25 protein-coding genes are annotated in these 26,637 nt (G+C 73.0%); 12 read left to right on the forward strand and 13 right to left on the reverse strand.

The window, feature by feature from the left end:
* Positions 1-502: 502 nt before the first annotated feature.
* Both Sdia_RS00850 and mca read right to left on the reverse strand, forming a co-directional pair.
* A complete protein-coding gene (locus Sdia_RS00850) occupies positions 503-739 on the reverse strand; it encodes a hypothetical protein (RefSeq protein ID WP_164494923.1) in 237 nt (78 codons plus the stop codon).
* Positions 732-1,613 carry a mycothiol conjugate amidase Mca gene (gene mca / locus Sdia_RS00855; RefSeq protein ID WP_115069809.1) on the reverse strand — a complete coding sequence of 294 codons (882 nt, stop codon included), beginning with the start codon at positions 1,611-1,613 and terminating at the stop codon, positions 732-734. Before mca ends, Sdia_RS00850 begins: the two co-directional genes overlap by 8 nt.
* Positions 1,614-1,728: 115 nt before the next feature.
* On the opposite strand from mca, the gene Sdia_RS00860 reads away from it, so the two are divergent.
* Positions 1,729-2,136, forward strand: coding sequence for a DUF4307 domain-containing protein (locus Sdia_RS00860; protein ID WP_100452533.1), 408 nt, complete (start codon positions 1,729-1,731; stop codon positions 2,134-2,136).
* A gap of 205 nt (positions 2,137-2,341) precedes the next feature.
* A complete protein-coding gene (gene greA / locus Sdia_RS00865) occupies positions 2,342-2,839 on the forward strand; it encodes a transcription elongation factor GreA (protein ID WP_100452532.1) in 498 nt (165 codons plus the stop codon).
* Positions 2,840-2,989: 150 nt separating this feature from the next.
* Here greA and Sdia_RS00870 read toward each other — a convergent pair whose 3' ends face one another.
* The 3 genes from Sdia_RS00870 to ilvA form a co-directional block, all read right to left on the reverse strand.
* Positions 2,990-3,841 carry an ABC transporter permease gene (locus Sdia_RS00870; protein WP_100452531.1) on the reverse strand — a complete coding sequence of 284 codons (852 nt, stop codon included), beginning with the start codon at positions 3,839-3,841 and terminating at the stop codon, positions 2,990-2,992.
* Complete coding sequence (locus Sdia_RS00875; protein WP_100452530.1) at positions 3,841-4,878, reverse strand: ATP-binding cassette domain-containing protein; 1,038 nt, start codon at positions 4,876-4,878, stop codon at positions 3,841-3,843. Before Sdia_RS00875 ends, Sdia_RS00870 begins: the two co-directional genes overlap by 1 nt.
* Positions 4,879-5,246: 368 nt before the next feature.
* On the reverse strand, positions 5,247-6,476 hold the full coding sequence (ilvA, locus tag Sdia_RS00880) for a threonine ammonia-lyase (RefSeq protein WP_100452529.1): 1,230 nt from the start codon (positions 6,474-6,476) through the stop codon (positions 5,247-5,249).
* A 172-nt stretch (positions 6,477-6,648) separates the two neighbouring features.
* Between ilvA and Sdia_RS00885 the strand changes: the two genes are divergently transcribed.
* The 3 genes from Sdia_RS00885 to Sdia_RS00895 all read left to right on the forward strand — a co-directional run bounded on the left by Sdia_RS00885 (position 6,649) and on the right by Sdia_RS00895 (position 8,001).
* Positions 6,649-7,185: a MarR family winged helix-turn-helix transcriptional regulator gene (locus Sdia_RS00885; protein ID WP_100453309.1), complete on the forward strand. Its 537-nt coding sequence runs from the start codon at positions 6,649-6,651 to the stop codon at positions 7,183-7,185.
* Positions 7,186-7,264: 79 nt separating this feature from the next.
* A complete protein-coding gene (locus Sdia_RS00890; RefSeq protein ID WP_100452528.1) occupies positions 7,265-7,753 on the forward strand; it encodes an RNA polymerase sigma factor sigma-70 region 4 domain-containing protein in 489 nt (162 codons plus the stop codon).
* Positions 7,750-8,001 carry a hypothetical protein gene (locus Sdia_RS00895; RefSeq protein ID WP_100452527.1) on the forward strand — a complete coding sequence of 84 codons (252 nt, stop codon included), beginning with the start codon at positions 7,750-7,752 and terminating at the stop codon, positions 7,999-8,001. Before Sdia_RS00890 ends, Sdia_RS00895 begins: the two co-directional genes overlap by 4 nt.
* A 75-nt stretch (positions 8,002-8,076) precedes the next feature.
* Here Sdia_RS00895 and Sdia_RS00900 read toward each other — a convergent pair whose 3' ends face one another.
* The gene (locus Sdia_RS00900) at positions 8,077-9,243 is read right to left on the reverse strand and encodes a cystathionine gamma-synthase (RefSeq protein WP_100452526.1); all 1,167 of its coding nucleotides are present in this window, start codon (positions 9,241-9,243) and stop codon (positions 8,077-8,079) included.
* Positions 9,244-9,373: 130 nt separating this feature from the next.
* On the opposite strand from Sdia_RS00900, the gene Sdia_RS00905 reads away from it, so the two are divergent.
* Positions 9,374-10,477, forward strand: a complete 1,104-nt coding sequence (locus Sdia_RS00905) for a hypothetical protein (RefSeq protein WP_100452525.1) — start codon at positions 9,374-9,376, stop codon at positions 10,475-10,477.
* A 93-nt stretch (positions 10,478-10,570) separates the two neighbouring features.
* On the forward strand, positions 10,571-11,104 hold the full coding sequence (locus Sdia_RS00910) for a DinB family protein (RefSeq protein ID WP_100452524.1): 534 nt from the start codon (positions 10,571-10,573) through the stop codon (positions 11,102-11,104).
* 19 nt (positions 11,105-11,123) lie between these two features.
* Here the strand turns inward: Sdia_RS00910 and Sdia_RS00915 are convergent, their stop codons facing one another.
* Entirely contained in the window at positions 11,124-12,167 is a 1,044-nt protein-coding gene (locus Sdia_RS00915; RefSeq protein WP_100452523.1) for an NAD(P)-dependent alcohol dehydrogenase, read from the reverse strand.
* 583 nt (positions 12,168-12,750) lie between these two features.
* A complete protein-coding gene (locus Sdia_RS00920) occupies positions 12,751-14,007 on the reverse strand; it encodes a L,D-transpeptidase (protein WP_100452522.1) in 1,257 nt (418 codons plus the stop codon).
* Positions 14,008-14,425: 418 nt separating this feature from the next.
* On the opposite strand from Sdia_RS00920, the gene Sdia_RS00925 reads away from it, so the two are divergent.
* Positions 14,426-14,740, forward strand: coding sequence for a hypothetical protein (locus Sdia_RS00925; protein WP_115069806.1), 315 nt, complete (start codon positions 14,426-14,428; stop codon positions 14,738-14,740).
* 410 nt (positions 14,741-15,150) lie between these two features.
* Here Sdia_RS00925 and hutH read toward each other — a convergent pair whose 3' ends face one another.
* The 5 genes from hutH to Sdia_RS00950 form a co-directional block, all read right to left on the reverse strand.
* On the reverse strand, positions 15,151-16,686 hold the full coding sequence (gene hutH / locus Sdia_RS00930; RefSeq protein WP_185393745.1) for a histidine ammonia-lyase: 1,536 nt from the start codon (positions 16,684-16,686) through the stop codon (positions 15,151-15,153).
* 136 nt (positions 16,687-16,822) lie between these two features.
* Positions 16,823-18,004 carry a GGDEF domain-containing protein gene (locus tag Sdia_RS00935; RefSeq protein ID WP_115069804.1) on the reverse strand — a complete coding sequence of 394 codons (1,182 nt, stop codon included), beginning with the start codon at positions 18,002-18,004 and terminating at the stop codon, positions 16,823-16,825.
* Between the two features lie 777 nt (positions 18,005-18,781).
* A complete protein-coding gene (locus Sdia_RS00940) occupies positions 18,782-19,570 on the reverse strand; it encodes an enoyl-CoA hydratase/isomerase family protein (RefSeq protein ID WP_100452518.1) in 789 nt (262 codons plus the stop codon).
* Positions 19,571-20,047: 477 nt separating this feature from the next.
* Positions 20,048-21,295, reverse strand: coding sequence for an adenylate/guanylate cyclase domain-containing protein (locus Sdia_RS00945; RefSeq protein WP_189500473.1), 1,248 nt, complete (start codon positions 21,293-21,295; stop codon positions 20,048-20,050).
* A 72-nt stretch (positions 21,296-21,367) separates the two neighbouring features.
* Entirely contained in the window at positions 21,368-22,255 is an 888-nt protein-coding gene (locus Sdia_RS00950) for a biotin--[acetyl-CoA-carboxylase] ligase (RefSeq protein ID WP_100452516.1), read from the reverse strand.
* Positions 22,256-22,566: 311 nt separating this feature from the next.
* On the opposite strand from Sdia_RS00950, the gene Sdia_RS00955 reads away from it, so the two are divergent.
* The 4 genes from Sdia_RS00955 to Sdia_RS00970 all read left to right on the forward strand — a co-directional run bounded on the left by Sdia_RS00955 (position 22,567) and on the right by Sdia_RS00970 (position 25,329).
* Complete coding sequence (locus Sdia_RS00955; RefSeq protein WP_100452515.1) at positions 22,567-24,174, forward strand: acyl-CoA carboxylase subunit beta; 1,608 nt, start codon at positions 22,567-22,569, stop codon at positions 24,172-24,174.
* A gap of 31 nt (positions 24,175-24,205) precedes the next feature.
* A complete protein-coding gene (locus Sdia_RS00960; protein ID WP_268249229.1) occupies positions 24,206-24,409 on the forward strand; it encodes an acyl-CoA carboxylase subunit epsilon in 204 nt (67 codons plus the stop codon).
* A 107-nt stretch (positions 24,410-24,516) separates the two neighbouring features.
* A complete protein-coding gene (mmpB, locus tag Sdia_RS00965; RefSeq protein WP_164494924.1) occupies positions 24,517-24,654 on the forward strand; it encodes a morphogenic membrane protein MmpB in 138 nt (45 codons plus the stop codon).
* A 75-nt stretch (positions 24,655-24,729) separates the two neighbouring features.
* A complete protein-coding gene (locus Sdia_RS00970) occupies positions 24,730-25,329 on the forward strand; it encodes a Maf family protein (RefSeq protein WP_100452513.1) in 600 nt (199 codons plus the stop codon).
* Positions 25,330-26,637 lie beyond the last annotated feature (1,308 nt).

Raw genomic sequence — 26,637 nt, forward strand, 5'->3', positions numbered from 1 at the left:
GGTCACGCCGCACCGACGGCCCGCAGCAGGCGGGCCCGTCGGTGTTCCGGCCGGGGCGGCTTGTCCGTGGGAGCCGCGGGACGGCGCGCCTTCGGCACAGGGCCTGCCTCGCGTTCCCGCCCGGGCGCGGCCGTGCCGGGCGGCGGACCCTTGCCCAGCGGGCCGTTCCAGCTCCAGCTCCAGCTCCAGCTCCAGCAGGAGACCCGGCACGGCCCGCTGTGGGCGTACGACGCCGACCCCCTCGACCTGGTCCGCCGGTTCGTGCGGGCTCCGCTGCGGGAGCGGGCGCCCTGGTACGCCACGGGCAGCAGATGCCGCAGGTGGCCCGGCTGCCGGCCCGGGGCAAGCGGACCCACGACCGTGAGGAGGCGCTCCGGGCCGTCGGCCGGGAGCGTGCGGGCGCGCTTCCGGAGCGCGGGCGGGCGTCCCGGAACCCCGAAGAGCCCCGGCGCGCGAGATGCGTGCGGCCGGGGCGGTGCGGGCCCGGCGGGGCCCGCGGGTACTACTTGCCCGCGGAGCCCTGGGCGGGGGTGCCGCTCGGGGCTGTCTCGGGCTCGGCGAAGTCGACCTTGCCCATGTGGCGGTTCATGGACTTCATCAGGGCCCACACGGCGAGGGCCATCACGGCGAACACGATGAACCCGAGGACGCCCGGGGTCACCTTGTTCTCGTCCAGGTCCTTGGCGAGGGGGACGAGGTGCGTCATTGCCAGGTTTGCGCTAGCGCTCATGTCAGCCATTGTCGCGGATGCCCGCGAAGAGGTCGTCCTCGGGGAGGGAGGTGGCGACGTGCGACTTGGCGAGCTCGTACTCCTCGGTGGGCCAGACCTCCTTCTGGAGCTCCATCGGGATGCGGAACCAGCCGCCGTCCGGGTCGATCTGGGTGGCGTGCGCGATCAGCGCCCTGTCGCGGATCTCGAAGAACTCCGAGCAGGGCACGTGCGTGGTCAGCTCACGTTCGACCCGCTCGATCTCGTGCCACCGCTTCAGCCAGTCGCCGTACGGCGACTCCATGCCGCGCTCGAGCAGGGCCTCGTGCAGGGCGGCGGTGCGGGGGCGGTTGAAGCCCTGGTTGTAGTAGAGCTTCATCGGCTGGAAGACCTTGCCGAACTCGTCCTCCGGGAAGCGCTCCGGGTCCCCCGCCCCCTCGAAGGCCACCATCGTGATCTTGTGCGTCATGATGTGGTCGGGGTGCGGGTAGCCGCCGTTCTCGTCGTAGGTCGTGATGACCTGCGGGCGGAACGCGCGGATCGACTTGACCAGCCGGCCAGCCGCCTCCTCGACCTCCTCCAGCGCGAAGCAGCCGTCGGGCAGCGGGGGCAGCGGGTCGCCCTCGGGCAGGCCGGAGTCGACGAAGCCGAGCCACTCCTGCTTGACGCCGAGGATCTGCCGGGCCTCCTCCATCTCCTTGGCCCGCACCTCGTGGATGTTCTCCTCGATGTACTTGTCGCCCTTGAGCTTCGGGTTGAGGATGGAGCCGCGCTCGCCCCCGGTGCAGGTCACGACCAGCACGTCCACCCCCTCGGACACATACTTCGCCATGGTCGCCGCGCCCTTGCTCGACTCGTCGTCGGGGTGGGCGTGGACGGCCATCAGTCGCAGCTGCTCTGTCAAGACTCGATCCTCGTGATTACGGCGCCCTCGGTACTCCGGCGCGATGGTCGGCTTCTATAGTGACCGAACCGGACGGTGGAAAATTCCGGTGGCCCCGAGCCCGAGAGGATTGATCATGAGCGCGGTGCGCGAGGACCTTCCCGAGGGCCGATACGGAAGGGCCCAGTCCGCCGACGAGCGGACGGACCACCGGCTGAAGGTGACCGGTGCGGTGCTGGGCGCCCTCTTCCTCGCCATGATCGTCTGGTTCGGCTGGTCGCACGTGACCAGCACCACGATCAGCGGCGAGATGATCAAGTTCGACGTGTCCTCCGCGACCGCGGCCAAGGTGCACCTGGAGGTGCACAAGGAGCGCGACGCCGCCGGCTACTGCACCGTGCGGGCCCTGGCGGAGGACGGTGCCGAGGTCGGCCGCAAGGACGCCCTCTTCGACCAGGACGCGAGCCGCGTCGACAAGGTGGTCTCGCTGCGGACCACCTCCCAGGCCACCGCCGTCGAGCTGATCGGCTGCTCCCCCGCCTGACGGGCCTCCCGCCTTCGGGGCAGGCGGCAACGCCCACCGAGCCGGTCCGCGAAAACCGCCGTGACCTGCGAAGGTGACGCAACAGTCATATTCGTCCTCCCCCTTTCGCGCCTGAATTGTTAGGCTCGTGGTTTCGCCCACCCGGTACGGAACATCCTTCCGAGTAGGGCGATGCTTTGTATCCAAGTACCTACGAGGAGCACCTGTGACCCAGACCAGCGACAACGTCACCTGGCTGACCCAGGAGGCGTACAACCAGCTCAAGGCCGAGCTGGAGTACCTGTCTGGTCCCGCACGCGCCGAGATCTCGAAGAAGATCGAGGCAGCGCGCGAGGAGGGCGACCTGCGCGAGAACGGCGGGTACCACGCGGCCAAGGAGGAGCAGGGCAAGCAAGAGCTCCGGGTGCGCCAGCTGACCCAGCTCCTGTCCCAGGCGAAGGTCGGTGAGCCGCCCGCCGACGACGGCATCGTCGAGCCGGGCATGGTCGTCACGATCGCCTTCGACGACGACCCTGACGACACGCTGACCTTCCTGATGGCCTCGCGCGAGTACGCCAGCGCGGACATCGAGACCTACTCGCCGCAATCGCCGCTGGGGACCGGAGTCAGCGGCAAGAAGGTCGGCGACACCGCCGAGTACGAGCTGCCCAACGGCAAGTTCGCCTCGGTGAAGATTCTCGCCGCCAAGCCCTACACGTCCTGACCCGCCCCGCCCGGGCAGGTCAGCCGCCACAGGCTGCACCAGGAACCCTCGGCTCCGGAAGAACCGGAGCCGAGGGCCCTTTCGCGTCCGGAGGCCCTTTCCCCTCCGGGGGCCTTTCCCGTCCGGGGGCCCTCTCTGGGTCCGGCCGCCTCAGACGGCGGACCTGCGGTATCTGCGGACGGCCAGGGTGCGGAAGACGACCAGGATCAGCAGGGACCAGATGACCGAGGCCCAGACGGGGTGGCGCATCGGCCAGGCGTCCGGCGTCACGAAGTCGGGCGGCAGGTTGCCGAACAGCTCCCGGCACGCCTGGACCGTGGTGCTGAACGGGTTCCACTCGGCGATGTGCCGGAAGACTGTCGGCAGTCTGTTGGAGTCGACGAAGGCGTTGGAGATGAAGGTCAGCGGGAAAAGCCAGATGAGCCCGCCCGAGGTGGCCGCCTCCGGAGTGCGGACCAGCAGTCCGATGAGCGCACCGATCCAGGAGAAGGCGTAGCCGAGCAGCAGGAGCAGGCCGAAGCCGGCGAGGACGCTGCCGAGGCTCTCGTGGGTGCGCCAGCCGATGAGGAGGGCGACGCCGGTCAGCACCACCAGGGTGAGAGCGGTCTGCACGAAGTCGGCGAGGGTTCGGCCGGTGAGCACCGCGCCCCTGGCCATGGGCAGGGAGCGGAACCGGTCAACGAGTCCCTTGTGCATGTCCTCGGCGATGCCCGCGCTGGCGCCGGCGGTGGCGAAGGTGACCGTCTGCGCGAAGATGCCCGCCATGAGGAACTCACGGTAGGCCGCCTGCGAGAGTGAGCCGCCGACCTGGATGGACCCGCCGAAGACGTAGGTGAAGAGCACCACGAACATGATCGGCTGGATGAGCCCGAAGAGGACGACCTCGGGGATGCGGGTCATTCTGATCAGGTTCCGTCTGGCCATGACCAGGGAGTCCATGACCGACTGGGTGACTCTGCCGCGCCGCTGGGGGCGGGCGGCGTGCTCGGCGACGGTGCTCATCAGTCGACCTCTCTCATGGCCTGGGCGCGGCGCTCGGCCGCACTGCGCTGTCCGTCGGACGTGCCGTCGCCGCCCTCGCCGTTCTCCTCCTCGGCCGCCTGGGCGGCGTGGCCGGTCAGGGAGATGAAGACGTCGTCCAGGGTGGGGCGGCGCAGCCCGATGTCGTCGATCTCGATCTTCCGGACGTCCAGCTCGCGGATGACCTCGGCGAGGAGTCTGGCGCCACCGGAGACCGGGACGGTGAGCTTGCGGGTGTGCTGGCTGACGGTGGGGCCGCCCTCGCCGACACGGGTGAGGACCTCGGCGGCGTCGGCGATCCGCTCCCGTTCGTGCACGACCAGTTCGACGCGCTCGCCGCCGGTGCGGGCCTTCAGTTCGTCCGAGGTGCCCCGGGCGATGACCCGGCCGTGGTCCACCACACAGATGTCGTCGGCGAGGTGGTCGGCCTCCTCCAGGTACTGGGTGGTGAGGAGCAGGGTGGTGCCTCCCTCGACCAGTTCCTGGATGACGTCCCACAGCGCCTGCCGGTTGCGCGGGTCGAGGCCGGTGGTGGGTTCGTCCATGAACATCACCGGCGGGGAGACGACGAGGGCCGCGGCGAGGTCCAGGCGGCGGCGCATACCACCGGAGTAGGTCTTCGCGGTGCGGTCCCCCGCGTCGGCGAGGCCGAACCGCTCCAGCAGCTCGCCCGCGCGGGCCTTCGCCTCACGGCCGGTGAGCTGGTAGAGACTGCCGACCATCCGGAGGTTCTCGCGGCCGGTCAGGTATTCGTCGATGGCGGCGAACTGGCCGGAGAGACCGATGGCCCGGCGCACCTCGTTCGGATTGTCGACCACGTCGATCCCGGCGACCAGGGCCCGGCCGCTGTCGGGCCGCAGGAGTGTGGTGAGGCAGCGGACAGCGGTGGTCTTGCCCGCGCCGTTCGGGCCGAGCATTCCGAGGACGGTGCCCTCGGGGACGTCGAGGTCGACGCCGTCCAGCGCTCTGACGTCGCCGAAGGTCTTGACGAGACCTTCGGCGTAGATGGCGCCTGGCATAGGGGTCTCCTGCCGTGAGGCTGTGTGCGGAATAGTAGGTTTGCTCAGGTCTGCCCGGGATTCACGCGACGCGCGGGCGGAAGAGGCGGGCACGGGGCGAACGGAAGGACGGGGCGGGGCGGGGCAGGGCAGGGCGGGAGGCAGGGGCGCACCTCGCGCCACCACCTCCGACCGGCGGGACGAATCCGGTCACGGAGAGTGACGCGAGACACACCATAACGCGATGCATCGCGTCTCACAACGGATTTCGGCACCGAAACGCCGACGAGAAGAGGAGCGCGGTATTCCACCGCACGGCCCGCCCCGGGGAGAGGGGCGGGCAGTCTCGGACGCCCGCCCCTCTCCCCCGCGCACGACCGCGCGTCGCCTCACTCCATGACGAGGTAGCCGGCCCCGCGCAGCGCCGCCCCCACGCTCGCGCAGTGCTCGGGCCCCTTCGTCTCCAGGTGGACCTCCACCTCCGCCTCGGTGAGCCCCAGCCGGGGATCGGTCCGCACATGGCTGACGTCGAGCACGTTGGCGTCCGCCTCCGAGAGCACCGCCAGCAGGGTCGCGAGCGCGCCGGGACTGTCGGTCAGCCGCAGCCGCAGCGAGAGGTACCGCCCGGCCGCCGCCATGCCGTGGGTGAGGACGCGCTGCATCAGCAGCGGGTCGACGTTGCCGCCGGAGAGCACCGCCACCACCGGCCCCTCGAACGCCTCGGGTCGGCTCAGCAGGGCGGCGACCGGACTGGCCCCGGCCGGTTCCACCACCTGCTTGGCCCGCTCCAGGCAGAGCAGCAGCCCACTGGAGAGGGCGTCCTCGGTGACCGTGACGACCTCGTCCACCAGCTCCCCGACGATCCGGAACGGCACGTCGCCCGGCCGTCCCACCTTGATCCCGTCGGCCATCGTCGACGGCCGCTCGACCGCCAGCGGCCTACCCGCCGCCAGTGACGGCGGGTAGGCCGCGGCGCCCGCCGCCTGGACCCCGACGATCCGTACGTCGGGCCGCACCGCCTTGACCGCGACCGCTATGCCCGCGGCGAGCCCGCCGCCCCCGATGCCCATGACGATCGTCCGCACCTCGGGACACTGTTCGAGGATCTCCAGCCCCAGGGTGCCCTGGCCCGCGATGACGTCGGGGTGGTCGAAGGGGTGGATGAGGACGGCGCCGGTCCGCTCGGCGTACTCCTGGGCGGCGGCCAGGGTCTCGTCGACGACCTCGCCGTGCAGCCGCACCTCGGCGCCGTACTCGCGGGTGGCCGCGACCTTGGGCAGCGGCGCCCCGACCGGCATGAAGACCGTGGAGCGGACACCGAGCAGGGTGGAGGCGAGCGCCACGCCCTGCGCGTGGTTGCCCGCGCTGGCGGCGACCACACCGGCGGCGCGCTCCTTCGGGGAGAGCCCGGCGATGCGCACGTACGCGCCGCGGAGTTTGAAGGAACCGGTGCGCTGGAGGTTCTCGCACTTGAGGTGGACCGGCGCGCCCACCAGTTGGGAGAGGTGGCGGCTGCCCTCCATCATCGTGACCCGCGCCACCCCCGCGAGCATCTTCCGCGCCCCGCGGACGTCGTCGAGCGTCACGCGGGGCGGCTGGACGGCCTTGCTGTCTGTCATGGGCCCAGTGTGGCGGCTCGGCCGCCTCGCGGAAACGCCGTGCCCCGCCGGACCCGCTCCGCCCGGGCAACCGCCGCAGCGCCGGTACGGTCCGCACCCGGGCCGCGTACGCTGTCCCCCCAACCGTCCGTCCCGCACGAAGTGAGCCCTGGCCATGGCCATGACCGAGGACATGTCGACCACCGCTTCCGGCGACCCGGGGCCCTCCGGAGCCTCCGGAGCCCCGTCCGCCCTCTTCGACACGCTCCAGCACCAGGTCGCCGTCTTCGCGCGGCGCGCGGAGCAGACCCGCCTCGGCGGGGTCGGCGCCGTCCGCAACTCGATGGACCGCGCCGCCTACCTGCTCCTCAACCACCTCGACAACGAGGGCCCGATGGGCGTCAAGGCGCTCGCCGCCAGCATGGGCATCGACTCCTCCACAGTGACCCGGCAGGTCGCGCCGCTGGTCGACGGCGGGCTGGTCAGCCGCACCAGCCACCCCGAGGACGGGCGGGCCGTCGTCCTGCAGCTCTCCGCACTCGGCCGCGACCGCCTCGAAGAGGTCCGCGCCGGTCGCCGCGAACTGCTCAAGGAGCTGACCGGCGGCTGGAGCGACGCCGACCAGGAAGCCTTCTGCCGCCTGCTGACCCGGTTCAACGAGGAGATCGTGGCCCGCCACAACCGCCTCGCCCAGAGCGGCGCCCCGGGCTCCGCCACTCCCGAGAGCTGACCCGCCCCAGCCTCTTGACCCGGCGCGCCGCCTGCCCTCAGATGGGAGGCCGGACCCGCAGCGGCGGGCAGGAGGCCCGGTGAGCCCACGCCACGAGATCCCCCGCACCGCCCGCGCCCGCGCCTTCGCCACCTTCGCCGCCGGAGCGGGCGGACGCCTGCTGCACCTCGCCGCACTGCTCACCGCGGAACCACCGGACAAGGCCCCGTACGCCCGCCGCCTGCTCACCGCCGCCCTCGCCCGCGCCTACGCCGACTGGGACGCCTCGCGCGACGACGACCCCTACGAGCGCGCCCGCCAGCACCTGGTCACCCGCTACGCCCGCTCCGCCTGGCACCGCCGGCTCGCCCCGGCCGGCCGGCCTTCGGGCTCCGGCCCGCTCGGGCCGCTCACCCCGTGCGAACGGGTCACGGTGGTGCTCCGGCTGTACGAGGGAGTCTCCGAGGAGCAGGCGGCCGCGCTGCTCGGACTGCCCGTCGAACGGGTCAGGGCGATGACCGCGCGGGCCACGGTCCTGCTGACGCGGCCGCCCGGCGCCGCCCCCGGCACTGCGGAGCCGTCCCGGTGAGCGGCGCCGACCAGCGGAAGGAACGCGTCCGTCGACTCCTGGACACCCCACCGCCCCCCGTGCCGCCGGGGCTGGTGGCCGAGGCGGTACGCCGGGGCGAGCGGCTGCGGCGGCTGCGCGCCGGGGCGCTCCGGCTGTTCTGGGTGGTGCTCGCCGCGGCCGCGACCGGGCTCACCGTGTGGCTGCTGGCCGCCCGGCCGTGGGCGGCGCCGGAGGTGCCCGTCATACCTCCGCCGACCGACTGGTGACACGGCGCGGGGCCGGGCCCGCCTCCGGTCCCGGCCCCGCGCTCACGTGCGTACCGGCGTACGCCCGCCTGCCGCTCAGCCCAGCGCCTGCTGGAGGTCGGCGAGCAGGTCGTCCGCGTTCTCGATGCCGACGGAGAGGCGCACCAGGTCGGAGGGGACCTCTAGCTGGGAGCCGGCCACCGAGGCGTGCGTCATCCGGCCCGGGTGCTCGATCAGCGACTCGACGCCGCCGAGCGACTCCCCGAGGGTGAAGACCTCGGTGCGGTCGCAGACGGCGACCGCCTCCTCCTCGCCCCCGGCGACCTGGAAGGACACCATGCCGCCGAAGGAACGCATCTGCTTGGCGGCGACCTCGTGGCCGGGGTGCTCGGCGAGACCGGGGTAGAGGACCTTGGTGACCTTGGGGTGGCCACTGAGCATCTCCACGATCCGCTCGGCGTTGGCCGAGTGGCGGTCCATCCGCACCGCCAGCGTCTTGATGCCGCGCAGCACGAGCCAGGAGTCGAAGGGACCGGCCACCGCGCCCATGGCGTTCTGGTGGTAGGCCAGCTCGTCGGCGAGCTCCTGGTCGCTGACGACGAGGGCGCCGCCGACGACGTCGGAGTGGCCGCCCATGTACTTGGTGGTGGAGTGCACGACGACGTCCGCGCCGAGCGCCAGCGGCTGCTGGAGGTAGGGCGAGGCGAAGGTGTTGTCGACCACCAGGCGCACGCCGGCGGCGCGCGCGACCCCGGCGAGCGCCGCGATGTCGCTGACGCCGAGCAGCGGGTTGGAGGGGGTCTCGACCCAGATCGCCTTGGTGCGGTCGGTCAGGGCGTCCCGGACGGCCGCCGGGTCCGAGGTGTCGGCCACGGTGTAGTCGACGCCCCAGCGGGCGACGACCTTGGAGATCAGCCGGAAGGTGCCGCCGTAGGCGTCGTCGGGGATGACGAGGTGGTCGCCGGGGGCCAGCAGGGTCCGCAGCAGGCAGTCCTCGGCCGCCAGGCCCGAGGCGAAGGCGAGGCCGCGCCGGCCGCCTTCGAGCGCCGCGAGGTTCTCCTCCAGCGCGGTCCGGGTCGGGTTGCCGCTGCGGCTGTACTCGTAGCCGCCGCGCAGCCCGCCCACGCCGTCCTGCTTGTACGTGGACACCTGGTAGATCGCGGGGACCACGGCCCCGGTCGTCGGGTCGGGGGTGTTGCCCGCGTGGATCGCCACGGTCTCGAAGCCGTGCGCGCCGCGCACGTCACTGTGCCTGTCGCTCATGCGCCCCGAGCCTAGTCCCTCCGGGGCCCCGCTCCGCCCGGTACGGCGCACCGTCCCGCCCGCGGATGGAGACCACTCCGTTACGGACGGGGTTCGCCAACTGTCGGCGGCGTCTGGTTCGCTTGGAACCATGGTGATTCTGTGGGCCCTGATGGCAGTGGTCATGATCGGAGCGGTCCTCGGACCGGTCGTCCTGCGGCGCCGCCGCGGGATACGGCAGGTGCTGCCCGGTACGCCCGAGGCCGCCGATCCGGCCCAGTACGGCTTCCGGCCGCAGGAGACCCTCGACATCCGCCTGCCCGGCCCGGACCAGGACCTCCTCGACGTCCTGGACGTCGTCCAGCGCAGCCAGGACTGGCGGGCCGCCTCCCAGCTGCTGGCCGGCACGGACAAGCACGGCGAGCTGCGCTGGCAGCGGGTGCAGGCGTTCGCCGGTGCCGCCTCGCTGGAGCTCCAGCAGCGCCCCGGCGAGGGCGGCCGCTGGCTGCGCGACTGGCGGGCGCAGGAGCCCAAGGACGCGGGCGGCGCGGCGGTGCACGCCGAGTTCCTGGTGCAGCAGGCGTGGCGTTCCTCGACGGCGGGGAGCGACGACTTCCGGATCATCCTGGAGGAGGCGAGGTCGGCCGTCGGGCAGGCCGCGCTGCTCGCCCCGGGCGACCCGGTGCCGTACATCAGCGAGTTGGCGGTGGCGCGCGGGCTCGGGTACTCCCCGCAGGAGTTCGACCAGCTCTGGCTGAAGATCCTGGACCGGGCCCCGGCCCACATGGGCGCCCACCTGGTGGCGCTGCCGTACTGGTCGGAGAAGTGGCACGGCTCGCGGAAGCAGTCGATGGAGTTCGCCGAGGCCGCCGCCGCGCGTGCGCCCGGCGGCTCGCTGCTGTCGGCGCTGCCCCTGTTCTCCCTGTACGAGCACCTGCCCGAGGTGAACCTGGTCCGCAACTTCTTCCAGAGCCAGGTCTTCACCCGGGCCCTGGAGGGGGCGCAGTTCGCCGCCCAGTCGGCCCGCGAGGACGACCCGGTGCTGCCGCACGTGCGGCACCTGCTGGTCTTCTTCCTGGTCAGCTCGGAGCGGTGGGGCGAGGCGATGCACCAGCTCGTCCGCGTGGACGGGTACGCGGGGGCGCTGCCGTGGACCATGTCGGACGACCCGGCCGCGCAGTTCGCCGTGTACCGCGCGCTGGCGGTCGGCGGCTACGAGGCCAACGGCGGCAGCCCGGCGACCCTGCGGGGCTGAGCCAAAAACCCCGGGGCGGACGCGGCCCGCCTGGCATGATCGCTCCGGCCGGGCGGGAGGCTCCCGTCGGCGTGGTGGACCGAGGGGGCTCGCATGGGCGGGATCGTGGTGCCGGCGGAAGAGGTGGCGGAGCGGGTCCCGCCGCCGGTGGCCGGCGGGGAGCGGGAGTCGTTGCGCGGGCATCTGGAGTTCCACCGGGCGACGTTGCTGACCAAGTGCGCCGGACTGACCGGCGATCAGCTCCGGACGCGGTCCTCGCCGCCGTCGACGCTCTCGCTGCTGGGCCTCGTCCGCCACATGGCCGAGGTCGAACGGGCCTGGTTCCGGCGGACCTTCGCCGGTGAGGACCTACCGCTGGTGTGGTCGCCGGAGGGGGACTTCCAGGTGGCGTACGACGCGGCCGAGGCGGATGCCGGGGAGGCGTTCGCGGCGTGGCGGGACGAGGTGGCACACGCCCGGCGGATCGAGGCGGCAGCCGCCTCGCTGGACGAGACGGCGTGGTCCCCGCGGTGGGAGGCCGAGGTCTCGCTGCGGGCGGTCATGCTCCATCTGATCCACGACTACGCCCGGCACAACGGCCACGCCGACCTCCTGCGCGAGGGGGTCGACGGGGCCGTCGGCGTCTGAGGCCGGCGGTCCGCGCCGGTCAGATGGTGGCGGTGTCGATGACGAAGCGGTAGCGCACGTCGCTGGCGACGACCCGCTCGTACGCCTCGTTGATCTGGTCGGCGCGGATCACCTCGATCTCCGCGCCGAGGCCGTGCTCGGCGCAGAAGTCCAGCATCTCCTGGGTCTCGGGGATGCCGCCGATGTTGGAGCCGGCGAGCGTCTTGCGGCCGCCGATCAGCGAGAAGAGGTTGAGCGAGACGGGCTCCTCGGGGGCGCCGACGTTGACGAGGGCGCCGTCGGGGCGGAGCAGCTTGAGGTAGCCGCCGAGCTTGAGCGGCGCCGAGACGGTGGAGACGATCAGGTCGAAGGTGCCGGCCAGTTCGTCGAAGACCTTGCCGTCGGCGGTCGCGTGGTAGTGGTCGGCGCCGAGCTTGAGGCCGTCCTCGCGCTTGCGCAGGGACTGGCTGAGCACGGTCACCTCGGCACCGAGGGCGTGCGCGATCTTGACGCCCATGTGCCCGAGTCCGCCGAGCCCGACGACGGCCACCTTCTTGCCGGGTCCGGCCTGCCAGTGGCGCAGCGGCGAGTACATGGTGATTCCGGCGCAGAGCAGCGGCGCCGCCACGTCCAGCGGCAGGCTGTCGGGGATGCGGACGGTGAAGTTCTCGTCGACGACGACCTGGGTGGCGTAGCCACCGTAGGTCGGTTCACCGTCCCGGCCTATCGCGTTGTACGTGCCGGTGGAGCCGTCGGCGCAGTTCTGCTCCTGGCCGGCGAGGCAGAACTCGCAGGTGCGGCAGGAGTCGACCAAGCAGCCGACGCCGACGCGGTCGCCGACGGCGAAGCGTGTCACGGCGTCGCCGACGGCGGCGACCGTACCGGCGATCTCGTGGCCGGGGACCATCGGGAAGATGCCCTCGGCCCAGCCGTCGCGTGCCTGGTGGATGTCGCTGTGGCAGATGCCGGAGTAGGCGATGTCGATGAGGACGTCGTGCGGGCCGGGGGTGCGCCGCTCGATGGTCGTGCGCTCCAGGGGTGCGCCGGGCGCGGGGGCGGCGTAGGCGGGAACCGTCCGGGTCATGGGGGTGATCTCCAGGTCGTGCGGGGTGTCGGCCTCCCGACCCTACGGGGTCGGCGCGGACGGGGCCCCAACGGCTCCGGGGCGGGCCGGCGCGCGCCCCGCAACCGCGGCTTCAGGTGGCCTTCGCCCGGTTCCCGGCGCAGATCAGGGTGGTGCAGGGAGGGGACTGGGCGGGCGGCGCCGGCAGGTGAGGGCGGGGCCCACGGCGAGCAGCGGTGGTCGCGGAGGCCGGCGCGGTCACGCGACAGGAGCCAGGCTCTGCGCCCCGGCGCCCGCACCGCCGCCGGACCCGCCGGGGCCGCGTCCCGAGTGGCCCCGCCATGTCCCAGCGGGAGAAGCCGAGTTGGGCGATGGACACCGGACCGGCCCCGTGGTGGCGTAGGCCGCGCCGAACTTGACCGCGCTACCGGGAACACCGTCGACCAGGCCGTCGCCCCGCCCGTCGGCCAGGGCGACGGCCAGGGCGGACGGCCGAGGAGACGGCGGCATGACGCGTCGGACATGCGGAAGGCCCCGCGTCCGGGGTGTGGACGCGGGGCCTTCGGGACCGTGCGGTGCCGGTGCCTTCCGGCAGGGGCCGGGATCAGACGGCGGAGCCGGCCTTCCACTGCGCCCAGTCCATGTTCCAGCCGTTGAGGCCGTTGTCGGGGGCGATGGTCTTGTCGCCGGTGTTCCGGACGTCGACCACGTCACCGACCATCGAGTTGTTGTAGAACCACGCGCCGGGCGTGGAGGCGTCGTTGGCGCCCTTGGCGTCGGCGAGACCGACACAGCCGTGGCTGGTGTTGGCGTTGCCGAAGATGGACTTGTCGCCCCAGTAGTTGCCGTGGATGAAGGTGCCCGAGGTGGAGAGCCGCATGGCGTGCGGCACGTCCTTGATGTCGTACTCGCCCTTGCCGTCATCGTCGGTGAAGCCGACGGTGGCGCCGTTCATCCGGGTCTCCTTGAACTTCTCGGAGATCACCATCCGGCCTTCGTACGTCTTGTTGTCGGGCGAACCGGCCGAGATCGGGATGGTCTTGACCGTCTTGCCGTCCCGGGTGATCTTCATCGTCCTGGTCTTGGCGTCGACGATGCTGACCTGGTTCCGGGCGATCTTGAAGGTGACCGTCTTCTGCTGGACGCCGTAGACGCCGTCCGCGCCCTCGACACCGTCGAGGTCGAGCTTGAGGGTCACGGTGGAGTTGCCTGCCCAGTAGTCCTCGGGCCGGAAGTCGAGTCGCTTCTCGTTGAACCAGTGGCCGACGACCTCCTGGCCGCTGCTGCTGGAGACCTTGATGCCGTTCTGCACGGCCGCCTTGTTGGTGATGCCCTTGTCGAAGTTGATCGAGACGGGCATGCCGACGCCGACGGTCGAGCCGTCCTCCGGCGTGAAGTTGCCGATGAAGCTGTTGTCCGGCGAGACGGTGGTGAAGGAGGCGTTCTCGTGGGCCTTGCGGCCCTCGCCGTCCTCCGCCTCGGCGGCGATCTTGTAGACCGTGGCGCGCTGGAGCTGGCCCTCGGGCTTCCAGGAGGTCTTGTCGGCGGAGAAGGTGCCCGGCACGTCGGTGCCGTCCGCGGACTTCATGCTGACCTCGGTCAGCTTGCCCTTGGTGACGGCCACCTCGGCGTCGTTGTTGATGCTGGCGTTGTCCGCGCCGTCCTTGGGCGTGATCTTTATTCGAGCCGCCGAGGTCTTCTTGGCCGCGGCTTCGTCGACCTCCGCCTGCGACTTCTCGCGGCCCTCCGACGCGCCCCCACCGCTCCCGCCGTCGCCGCCACCGCACGCCGTGAGCACGAGCACTCCGCCGAGCAGTGCGGACGCGGCCGACAGAGCCCTGCGCCGCTTGCTGTCCGTCATCACACGCTTCTCCATCGTTGCTGATCCCCGGATGTCCCGGTGGCCCGGTCCCTGGCGCGGTCCGGACCCACGCCTCCGGGGACGCCTGTCCCCACTACAGGTTTACAACACCCGCCCGGTAAGTCCGGTTCCACTTCGCTCGCCGATGTGGGCTACACCACTCCCGCCCGCCAGGGGACGTTCTAGCAGCTCACGCCACCGGCCACCAGGGGCGGCCGGATTCGGCCACCTCTGACCCAGCGGTCTCCTGCCCAATTCGCCCGAACTCATACGAACCGTTGTGCTCCACCGTCGCACACTCGTACCACCGGTCAGTACCACGTCCAGTTCCGCGCCCCTCCGCTTTCCCCCGCCCACAGGGGTCACTACGATCGCCCCACACGGCCAATTCGCCAGCGCCACAAGGGGGATCGCTTCCGTGTCGTCCACCGCACGACGATCACTTCTCACCGCCACCACCGCCGCCACCCTGCTGGGCGCGCTGTGGTTCGTGCCCTCCGCCAACGCCTCCGGCACGGCCGACGGCGCCGGCCCGCAGGAACAGCGGTCCGCCGCCCACGGCGGCTCCGCCACCGGACCGGCCGGCGAGGAACTCCTGCTCGCCGACTCCGGCAGCGTGGACACCACCCCGTACCTGGTCGGCGGGACCGCGTTCCTGCTGGCCGGCGCCGGCTTCGTGGCCTACTCGGCCCGCCGCGGGCCCTGGGTCGGCGAGGACGCCGGACTGACCTGAACTCCCCGCCTCGGGGACGGTCCGTGCTAGGGCCTGTCCGGCGGACCTTCTTGGCACAGCCTGCGGCCTCCGGTGCGTGCTCTCGGCGTGCGCCCGTTCCCCCTCGTGCTGGACGTACTCGGGCGATTCGGGCGTGCGGCGAGAGCGCGTGCCAGGCGTCGCGGGCCCACGAAGATCCGCCGGACAGGTCCGAGGGGCGCGGCCCACCTCCGCTCCCCGCGCCCTCCCGACACGGAGCCCCCGGCGTTCCGCCCAACGGCGCCGCCCGGCCACCATTCGGGCGACCCGCGCGCACTCCCGCGCGAGCGCCCCGCACACCACTTCTTCTTACGGGCGCCCCCGTCCACCCCCTTCACCCCGGACGGCGGCGCCCCCCTCCGCACCCCGCCGTCACCCGGCGGGGCCCGTCCTCACGCCAGCGGGCCGGTGTGCTGTTCGGCGGCCGCGACCGGACCGCCGGAGCGGACGAACTCGGTGGTCAGCGCCAGATCCGGAGCGAGCACCCGGTCCGGCCCCGGCCCCTGGACGCCGGCCGCGCGCAGTGCCGCGATGACGGCGGCCGAGGCCGGGGCCGGGGTGAGGCCGGCCCGCAGCTCGACGGCCCGGGTCGCCGCGTACAGCTCGACCGCGAGAACCCGGGCCAGTCCGTCCACGGCGGTCCGCAGCTTGCGGGCGGCGGCCCAGCCCATGGAGACGTGGTCCTCCTGCATCGCGGAGGACGGGATGGAGTCGGCGGAGGCCGGGACGGCGAGCCGCTTCAACTCGCTGACCAGGGCCGCCTGCGTGTACTGGGCGATCATGAGGCCGGAGTCGACGCCCGGGTCGTCGGCGAGGAACGGCGGCAGCCCGTGCGACCGGTTCTTGTCCAGCAGCCGGTCGGTGCGGCGCTCGGCGATCGAGGCGAGGTCGGCGACGGCGATGGCGACGAAGTCCAGCGCGTAGGCGACGGGCGCCCCGTGGAAGTTGCCGTTGGACTCCACCCGCCCGTCGACGACCAGCGGGTTGTCGACGGCGGCCGCCAGCTCGCGCTCGGCCACGAGCCGGGCGTGCGCCAGCGTGTCCCGGCCCGCCCCGGCGACCTGCGGCGCGCACCGCACCGAGTAGGCGTCCTGCACGCGCGGGGCGTCGTCCTGGTGCCCGCCGACCAGCCCGGAGCCGGTCAGCACGGCGGCCATGTTGGCGGCGCTGGCGGCCTGCCCCGGGTGCGGGCGCACGGCGTGCAACTCGGGGGCGAGGACGCGGTCGGTGCCGAGCAGCGCCTCCAGGGTGAGGGCGGCGGTGATGTCGGCGGTGGTGTAGAGCCGGCCGAGGTCGGCGAGGGCCATGACCAGCATGCCGAGCATCCCGTCGGTGCCGTTGAGCAGCGCGAGCCCTTCCTTCTCGCGCAGCTCGACCGGGGTGACGCCGTGCTCGGCGAGCAGTTCGGCGGCGGGCCGCACGGCGCCGTCGGGGCCTTCGGCGTCCCCCTCGCCCATCAGCGCCAGCGCGCAGTGGCTGAGCGGCGCCAGGTCGCCGGAGCAGCCCAGCGAGCCGTACTCGTGCACCACCGGGGTGATCCCCGCGTTCAGCACGTCGGCGACGGTCTGCGCCACCTCGGGGCGGACGCCCGTGTAGCCGGAGCAGAGCGTCTTCAGCCGCAGGAACATCAGCGCCCGCACCACCTCGCGCTCCACCCGCGGGCCCATCCCCGCCGCGTGCGAGCGCACGATGTTGCGCTGGAGCTGGGTACGCAGCTCCGGGCCGATGTGCCGGGTGGCGAGGGCACCGAACCCGGTGGAGACCCCGTAGACCGGTTCGGGCTTGGCGGCGAGCGCGTCCACCGCCTCCCTGGCGTGGGCGAGCGCGGCCAGGGCTTCCGGGGAGAGAGCGACGCGGGCTCCGTCACGGGCGACCGCGACGACGTCGGCCGCGCTGGTGCCGGAGGTTCCCACCACCACAGTGTGCATATCCATATTCAGGAGCGTACGCAGTGAATCCCGCACTGTCACGGGTGGTGGGCGGGAGGGCCCGTCACCGGTTTCACCTGCCGCGTCCGGGGCGGTGCCGGGCCGCCCCCAGGGGCGAGCGGTGGCCCCGGCCGGGTCATCCGGCACCGCCCGTGCCGCCGTTCCCGTCGCGGCGGCCCCGGATACGCCGCCGCTCGCCGCCTTCCGGCGGTGGGGCGTCGGCCAGCCTCAGCACCGCGTCGGCGCCGGTCTCCGGCTCGGCCTCCCGGCCCGCGACGACCGGCCCGCGGGCCCGCACCGCCTTCGCCCGGTACTGGGCGGCGTCCGCCAGCCGGAAGAGGCGGCGTGCCGAGCGGACCTCGCCGATCGGATCGCCCGTGGACGCGACCCCGCAGGCCACTCCCTCCCCCGTCGCCAGCCCGTACGCCCGCTCGCACAGCTCCTCGGCCACCGCGACCACCTCGTCCGCCCCAGGGCCGACGCTGACCAGGCAGAACTCGTCCCCGCCGAGCCGCGCCGCCAGCGTCCCGGGCAGCATCGCCCCGCAGAGCGAGAGCACCGAGCCGAACCGCTCCAGGAGACGGTCGCCGACGGCGTGCCCCTGGGTGTCGTTGACCCGCTTCAGCCCGTTCATGTCGCAGACCACCAGCGAGACCACCGCGCCTTCGCCCCGGTGGGCCTCCACCGCCTCGTCGAGCCGCGCATCGACCGCCCGCCGGTTGGCCAGCCCCGTCAACGCGTCCGTGTACGCCAGCCGCCGCGCCTCCTCCAGCCGCTCGCACTGCACGATCCCGGCGGCCACGACCGCCGCCAGCACCGTCGCGAAGTCCGCGTCCCCCGGGCCGAACACCGCCTCCCCCGCCTCCCGTGCCACGTACAGCTCGCCCCAGGCACGGCCGTGCAGGACGATCGGCGCCACCACGCAGCAGCCCCGGCCCCGTCGGCGCAGGGCCGCGACCCGCTGGTGGCAGTAGCCGGGACGGCCCTCGGCCCACCCGTCGGCCGTCTCCACCCAGGCGTCCGGCTCCCCACCACCCGCCCACCGCTCGTGCAGGAACTCCGTGATCTCCGGAAACTGATGTACGGGATACGTCTCGGACTCCGGGTACTCCTCCTCGCCGGGCGCCAGCCGCCCCGCGTTCACCAGCACCCGCAGCCGCCCCCGGTCGCGCTCCCAGACCGAGAGCGCCGCGAAACCGCCCCCCAGCGCCCCACAGGCACCGAGCGCCGCCGCGCGCCACACCTCTCGCGGGGACTGGGCCGCCGCCATCGCCTGCGCCAGGCCCACGACGGCCCGCAGCCGGAGATCGTCTCCCATCACTCCAGGCTATGGACAATTCGCCCCACGTGAGACTTTTTGCTGGGCTGCGGCAGGTGAGGGGAGACGGGCGGTGCGGCCGCGGCCACGGCCCGTCCGGCCTGGGAGCGCGGCGGGGCCGGGACGCCCTCGTGGCCGCGTCCTGGCCGCCGGCACCGCACGAGGAACGCCTTCGAGGAACGCCTTCGAAGCACCGCTCCGCCGCTCGGACAGCGGCGCTTGAGGCCCTGCGCCGGGGTGGCTGGGAGGCACCCGGGCCTTCCCCCCGCGGACCGGCCGCGCCCCTCGACGGTCCGTGCCGGGGGTGCGGCGCCGCCCGTTCCGCCCGTCCGGTACAGGGGCCGCAGGCCGGGCGCCGTCGGGCCGCGTACGGGCAGTGCGCGCCTCGCCCCCAGGCCGACCCGGCCATCGCCCGCCGGGCGGCTGACGGCCCCGGTCATCGTCCGGGGCAGCCCCTCACCAGGCGGCGCCCCGGCGCACGAGGCGGTCAGGTTCACCGGCGGCCGCACCTCAGGCCGCCCCCGCCGCCGGCACGCGGACTTGGCGGCCTCCTGCTTGACGCCTTCCTGAAGGACCCGGAGGCGGGACACCCCTGGGCGCTCCCCGTCGGTAGTGCCGGTGCGGCACGCCCGGTGCGCCGGTGCGCCGACGCCAGTACGCCCGGTACGCCAGTGCGGCCCGCTCTGTCGCCCTGCACCGGCGGCAACCGGTGGCGGCGACAGCCGGTGGCGACGACAGCCGGTGGCGCGATCCCGCCTCGCGGAGGCGAGCGGCGGGTTACTCGCCCGGCCAGTTCGGGGCACGCTTCTCGTTGAACGCGGCGACGCCCTCCGCGCGGTCGCCGGAGAAGGCGGTGGCGCGCCAGGCGGCGTCCTCGACGTCCAGGCCCGCCCGCAGGTCCAGCCCCTCCCCCAGACGCAGGGCGCGCTTGGCGTTGCGCAGGCCGACCGGGGAGTGGGCGGCCATGGCCGCCGCCAGCTCCAGAGCCTCCGCCCGGTCCTGTCCCTCCTCGGCCAGCCGGTCGACCAGCCCCAGGGCGAGCGCCTCCGCACCGGCCACCCGGCGGGCACTGAAGATCAACTCGGCCGCGCGCGCCGAGCCCACCCGGCGCGGCAGGAGTTGCGTGCCGCCGCCGCCCGGGATCACGCCCACGGAGACCTCGGGCAGACCCACCACCGCCGTCGGGTCGGCGACGATCAGGTCGCAGGCCAGCGCCAGTTCGTATCCGCCGCCGAGGGCGTAACCGTGCACGGCGGCGATGGTCGGCATGGGCAGCTCCAGCACTCCCGTGTAGGCCGCCCTCGCGGTCGGGCGCTGACGGACGAGTTCGGCGTCCGTGAAGCGGTTGCGTTCCTTCAGGTCGGCGCCGACACAGAACGCCTTGGGGTGCGTGGAGGTCAGCACGGTGACCCGTACGCCCTGATCCCGCGCCAGTTCGGAACAGGCGGCGGCCAGTTCTTCCGCCAGGGCGGTGGAGACGGCGTTCATCGCCTCGGGGCGGTTCAGTGCCAGCTCCGCCACGTGGCCGTGGCGGGTGATCGTGAGGTGCTCTGCGGTCTGCGGCATGGCCTGCTCCTGGCTGAGGTTAACGATCGTTACCCCATCCTAGCGATGCCGCACCCGCCCGACGGAACCGGTCGAGGACGGTCTGATCGCCCTGGTCCGGGGGGCGGAACCGGTAGCTCGGCATCATCGGCCCGGCATTCTCGGCGAGCCGCGCGAACGGCTCCGCGGCCTACGGCGGCGGAGGCGGCCCCGTCGGCACCGACGACCGCGCGCGAACGGCTCCCGCCTCCGCCGGGACCAGTCCCGCCGGAACTCGGCACCGCCGGGAAGGCGAGACGGCGAACGGTGCTCGGCCCCGGCGAGGCCGGGCCGCGCTGAGACCGGAGAATGCCGAAGCCCGAAGAGGCCCGAGGCCGACGACTCCCGAAGGCGAAGACGCCCGAGACCGAAGAGCCCGAGACCGGAGACGCTGGAGACCGGAGACGCCCGAAGGCGGGGACGCCCAAGACCCAAGAGGCCCGACAGGTCGCCCGGAGGTCAGTCCCGGCGGGTGAGCAACCAGGGCTCGACCGCGCCCAGCCCCCGCACCGGCCGCTGATGCATGGGTTGCAGGGCGAAGCGGTACTCCCCGGGGTCCTCCGCGGCCGCGGCCTCCGCCTCGGAGGCCGGCGCCTCCCCGGTCCGCACCAGCTCGGCCGCGAACGCGCTGTCCACCAGAATCGCGTTCTTGGGGGCTATGGAGGTCAGCCGCGAGGCGAGATTCACGGTCGTCCCGAACACATCCCCCATCCGAGTGGTGATCGTCCCGAAGGTCATCCCCACCCGCAGCTCGGGCATGCTCCCGTCGTTGGCCATGGTCTCGATCAGCAGCAGGGCGATCTCCGCGGCCGTCCCGGCGTCGTCCGCCGCGAAGAGCACCTCGTCCCCGAGCGTCTTGACCAGACGCCCCCCGCGTGCCGCGACCAGGTCGGCCGCGGTGGTCTCGAACGCCTCGACCAGCTCCCCGAGCTCCTCCTCCTCCATGCGCCGGGTGAGCCGCGTGAAGCCGACGAGATCCGCGAAGGCCACCGCGAACCGCCGGTCGACCATCTCCTCGTCGTCCGCCACCTGGATGACCCGCCCGGTGGAGGCGGCCAGCTGCCGCCTCCACACGTAGACCAGGAACTCCTCCAGCTCGGGCAGGAGCAGCTCGATCAGCGGATACGTGACCTCGGTACGTGTCATCCCGGGCTCGGGCGGCTCGGTGAGCCCTTCCAGGAAGGAGTCGATCTGCCATTCGGCCAGCCGTGCCGTGGTCTGCCCCGTGGAACGGGCCACCTGGACCGCCATGGCCTCGCTCAGCAGCCCCGCCTCGACCAGACCGGCCAGACGCCGCAGCGCCAGTACGTCCGCCTCGGTGAGGGCCTTGGCCTGCCCGATGTCGGCGAAGCCCATGGCCCGCCAGAAGCGGGAGGCCAGCTCCATCGAGACCCCGGCGGCCCGGGCCGCCTGGAACGGGGTGTACCGCCGCTCGGCACCGAGGATCAGTCCCTCGATGCGCAGCGCCAGCGGATCCTGCCGGGGCTCGGTGTGCCCCGCGTCGTCCGGCTGGTCGGGCCCGCGCTCGGCCCGGTCGGGGAGATCGGGCAGGCCGCGCTCGGGAGCGCCCGGCCCGGACCCCCGGCGACCGCCGGGCGCCGGGTCGCCGGAGGCAGGGCTGCCGGACGCCTCGCTCCCGCCGCCGGTGTCCCGGCCGCGGGGACCGCGCGGCGCCCCGTTACCGGAACCCGTGTCGTCGACGGTCACTGCCAGCTACCCTTCCGATCTGCGGCGGTCGCCTGTGGACCGGGCCCAACGATACGGCAGGTGTGCCGTGGCTCACTCCTGGCGGGAGCCCTCCGGGGGACCGTCCGGTCGCAGGTGGACGATGTCCCCGGCCCCCACCGGGCGCTGCACACCGTCCACGGTGGCGAGGACGAGCCGCCCCTCACCGTCGAGGGCCACCGCCTCTCCGGTGAGCGCCTCCCCGCCCGGCAGCTCGGCCCGTACGGCGCGGCCGAGGGTCACGCACCCGGCGGCGTACGCCGCCTGCACGCCGGAGGCGGCGGCATCACCGTCCGCGCCCTGCCAGCGGCCGTACCACTCCTCCAGGGAGCGCAGGACGGCCCGCAGCAGCGGGTCCCGGTCGGTCACGGCGGCCTGGGCGAGGCCGAGCGAGCCCGCGGTGGGGACGGGCAGCTCGTCGGCGCGCAGGCTGACGTTGATGCCGACGCCGATGACGATGCCGCCGCCCGCCGTCTCCGCGAGAATGCCGCCCGCCTTCCGTTCCTCGGAGCCGACGGTGACCATGAGGTCGTTGGGCCACTTGAGTCCGGTGTCGACTCCGGCGATGCGGGAGACCGCCGAGGCGGCGGCGATGCCCGTGAGCAGTGGCAGCCAGCCCCACCGCTCGACGGGCGCCGTCGGGCGCAGCAGGACCGAGAAGAAGATGCCGGACCGTGCCGGAGCCGTCCATCGGCGGTCGAGGCGGCCCCGCCCGGCCACCTGCTCCTCGGCGACGAGGACCGCGCCCTCGGGCAGCTCCCCGGCCCGGGCGGCGAGGTCGGCGTTGGTGGAGCCGGTCTCCTGGACCAGGTCGAGGGAGGTCCAGAGTCCGCCGGGCCGCACGAGCGCACGGCGCAGCGCGGTCTCGTGGAGCGGGGGCCTGCTGAGATCGGACCAGGGAGCGGGGCCGTGGCGGCGTCCGGGGCGGTCGGTCGGTGTCATGGGCCCAGCCTGCCCCTCTCCGGGCAGTCCTGGCCAACGCCCGCGCGCGGCCGCCATCTGCTCGGCGGGGGCGCCCGGGAGACGGCGGCCACGTCCGACGGCCCCCTCGTCTCCCCCGGAATGCCCCTCTTCACTCCGTACGCAAGCGCACACCTGTGTGGCAAACACCGCACTGACGAAGCGCAGTGGCGCCGATACGCTACGGCACAGTAGCTCAGCGGCCTTGCGCCGTCCCGGTCTCCGGCAGCCGCCCTCACGGCGCCGGGCGCCGACCGTCCACCCCTCGTGACCAGGCAGGGAGCCGCATCCCGATGTCCGCGCCGGAAAACGCCACCACACCGCCCAACCCCGAGCTGCACACCACCGCGGGCAAGCTCGCGGACCTGCAGCGCCGGATCGAGGAGGCCACGCACGCCGGTTCCGCGCGTGCGGTCGAGAAGCAGCACGCCAAGGGCAAACTGACCGCGCGTGAGCGAATCGGCCTCCTCCTCGACGAGGGCTCCTTCGTGGAGCTGGACGAGTTCGCCCGGCACCGATCCACCAGTTTCGGCCTGGAGGCGAACCGTCCGTACGGGGACGGGGTCGTGACGGGTTACGGCATGGTCGACGGCCGGCCCGTGGCGGTCTTCTCGCAGGACTTCACCGTCTTCGGCGGGGCCCTCGGCGAGGTCTTCGGGCAGAAGATCATCAAGGTGATGGACTTCGCCCTGAAGAACGGCTGTCCGATCATCGGCATCAACGACTCGGGCGGCGCGCGCATCCAGGAGGGCGTGAGCGCCCTGGGCATGTACGGCGAGATCTTCCGCCGCAACACCCACGCCTCCGGGGTCATCCCGCAGATCTCCCTGGTGGTGGGTCCGGCGGCGGGCGGCGCGGTGTACTCGCCGGCGATCACCGACTTCACGGTGATGGTCGACCAGACCTCGCACATGTTCATCACGGGTCCGGACGTCATCAAGACGGTCACCGGCGAGGACGTCGGTTTCGAGGAGCTGGGCGGCGCGCGGACGCACAACGCCACCTCGGGTGTCGCTCACCACATGGCGGGCGACGAGAAGGACGCCATCGAGTACGTCAAGTCCCTGCTGTCCTACCTGCCGTCGAACAACCTCAGCGAGGCCCCGGTCTTCCCCGAGGAGGCCGAGCTGGAGGTCAACGACGAGGACCGGGAACTGGACGTCATCGTCCCGGACAGCGCGAACCAGCCGTACGACATGCACCGTGTCATCGAGCACGTGCTGGACGACGGGGAGTTCCTGGAGACGCAGGCCCTGTTCGCCCCGAACATCGTCACCGGCTTCGGCCGCGTCGAGGGCCACCCGGTCGGTGTCGTCGCCAACCAGCCGATGCAGTTCGCCGGCTGCCTGGACATCGACGCGAGCGAGAAGGCGGCGCGCTTCGTGCGGACCTGCGACGCCTTCAACATCCCGGTGCTGACCTTCGTGGACGTACCGGGCTTCCTGCCGGGCGTCGACCAGGAGCACACCGGCATCATCCGCCGCGGCGCCAAGCTGATCTACGCCTACGCCGAGGCGACGGTGCCACTGATCACCGTGATCACCCGCAAGGCGTTCGGCGGGGCGTACGACGTGATGGGCTCCAAGCACCTGGGCGCCGACCTCAACCTCGCCTGGCCGACGGCGCAGATCGCCGTGATGGGCGCGCAGGGCGCGGTCAACATCCTGCACCGCCGCACATTGGCGCAGACCCCCGCCGACGAGCTGGAAGCGGTACGCACGCGCCTCATCCAGGAGTACGAGGAGGCGCTGCTCAACCCCTACACGGCGGCCGAGCGCGGCTACATCGACGCGGTGATCATGCCGTCCGACACCCGCAGCCACATCGTGCGTGGGCTGCGGCAGCTCCGCACCAAGCGGGAGAGCCTGCCGCCGAAGAAGCACGGCAACATCCCGCTCTGACGGACACGGCACTGCCTGGAGGCCCGAAATGATGATCAAGGTCGTACGGGGCAACCCGACGCCGGAGGAACTGGCCGCCGCCCTCGCCGTGGTCCGGGCACGGGCCGCCTCCGTGACGGGCTCCGACGAGAGGCCGCGCACGCCGGAAGGGTGGTCCGACCCGGCGCGCATCGCCCGGACCCGGATGCCGGCACCGGGCCCGCGCTCGTGGGCGCGGACGTTCTGGCCGTCGTAGTCCCCGCCGCGCCGCTCGGACACGGGCCCCGGGCCACCGGCGGCCCGGGAGGCGCTTGAGTATCCGTACTCAAGCGCCTCCGGCGTGCGGAGCGGAGGATCGGATTCATGTTGTGGTCCGATTCCGTGGAACGCGAGGAAGAGGTGCCCCGTGCGGCGCGCGAGGCACACGCGATGCTTCGCCGTGCGTGGGTGTTGCTGGCCGTGGCGGCGGTGGTCGTGATGGGTGTGCTGGGACTGCGCTGACGAGGGCGCGTCGCCGCCTCGGGTCCGTTCGCCGGCGGGTCCGTCGGGCGCCCGGCGGGCGGCTAGGGTCGGGGGATGAGTAATCGTCGTGTGGTGCTGGCATCGGCCTCCCCCGCCCGTCTCGGTCTGCTGCGGCAGGCCGGGCTGGCGCCCGAGGTGATCGTCAGCGGGGTGGACGAGGACGCGCTGAGCGCGGATTCCCCCGGCGCGCTGGCGCTGGTGCTCGCCGAGGCCAAGGCCGACGCGGTGGCCGCCCGGCCCGAGGCGTCGGGCTCGGTGCTGATCGGCTGCGACTCGGTCCTGGACCTGGACGGGGCGGCGCTCGGCAAGCCGGCGGACGCCGAGGACGCCACGGCCCGCTGGAAGGCCATGCGAGGCCGGAACGGGGTGCTGCGCACCGGGCACTGCGTGATCGACACCACCACCGGCCGCCGAGCCTCCGCCACCGCCTCCACCACGGTCCGCTTCGGCGAACCCTCGGACGAGGAGATCGCCGCATACGTGGCGAGCGGCGAACCTCTGCACGTGGCCGGGGCGTTCACCCTGGACGGCAGGTCGGCTCCGTTCATCGACGGCATCGACGGCGACCCTGGCAACGTGATCGGCCTCTCGCTGCCCCTGCTGCGCCGCCTCCTGGGCGAACTCGACCTGACGATCACCGACTTCTGGGAGTAGGGCGCCGTCACGCCCTCGCTCGCCGGACGGGGGCCGGCCGCCCGGGACGGAGGCAGCACGGCCACGATCCGCAGGAGTCCGCCGCCGCCTCCACCGCGGACTGCGGTGCGCAGACGCGTGCGCGGGGGTGAGGGGTCCGGCCGGCCGTGCCGGTGCATCGGGTGGTCCGGACAGTTGCCCACCATCACCGCGACGACATCGTCGGGGCACGCGGCGAAGTCGAGGCCGGTGAGGGCCGGCTGACCGGCGTGGGCCCTGCCGAGGCCGTACGCGCCGGAGGCGGGTCGCCGCTCGGGACCGTGCTCACCCACGGTCGCCCCTTGCCGGGCAACAGGCTGACGTGAGATCAGTCCGCAGGGCGCGACTACCCATTGTAGTGATCGGTGGCACGTAGGAAGCCATTGCCCTCGCTCCGCAGGCAGGCGCCGCAACTCCCGCCTGTCGGGGTCTCGGCGAGACCGCCGCAGAAACGGAAGCCTGGGCGACGGGCGTCCACCGACGTCGCGTCGAGCCTGCCGGCACTGCTGAACGTGCCTGCTGGAAAGGGGAGTCCGCAGACCGCGAGAGAAGGGGCCGCCGCAGTCGAGACCTCGCGACCGAGGCGGCACAGCTTCACCCGAACCGGCGGGGAGGAAGGGGACGACTGCCACTGCCGTGACGAGTTCACGCACGGGAACCTCCAAGGTCGACAACCACGCTTCGATTACAGAGAGTAATCACGAGCCGCGTGGATCGCCCACCCCTCGATCCCCCATTCGCTCGAACGGGGGATATGCGAACGACGGCGCATAGAAGCTCCCGAAGGCGGACAAGACTTCCTCGCACACGAGTTCAGGCCGCAGCGTCGCCGCCACAGCACCCCCACCACGACGAAGCGCCTCCCGCCTCCCCCCGTGCCTCGGGTCAGGGCTTGCACAGCCCTCCCCCGCCCGCCACCCCGCCCTCCCCCAGAGGCACTCGGCCACGGTCTCCGGCTCCCGCCGCAGCTACGACGGTCCAACACCAGGCAGCCAGCCGGGTACCGGCACCGGCCACGCCGCAGTCCCGGGCGCCAAAGGGGCGGATGCGCACCCGACGAGGCGGCAAGAAACGGAACCGAGCGGGGCGAGGCGAGGCGGGACGAGACAGGTCGAGAGGAGAAGAACGAGGCGAACGGAGAGACGAGGAACAGCCCATGCCGTCCGAGCCGCCCCCAACTCACGCGTTCCGCAACCGAGACCAGCCCCGATCCCACGCACCGCCCGAGGAGCCCACCGTGATCCCTCGAACCGGACCGGCGCCCGGAACGGAATCCGGCGCCGGCCACGC

Origin of the sequence: Streptomyces diastaticus subsp. diastaticus (genome assembly GCF_011170125.1) — a bacterium.
In the GTDB taxonomy this organism is placed as follows: Bacteria; Actinomycetota; Actinomycetes; order Streptomycetales; family Streptomycetaceae; genus Streptomyces; species Streptomyces diastaticus.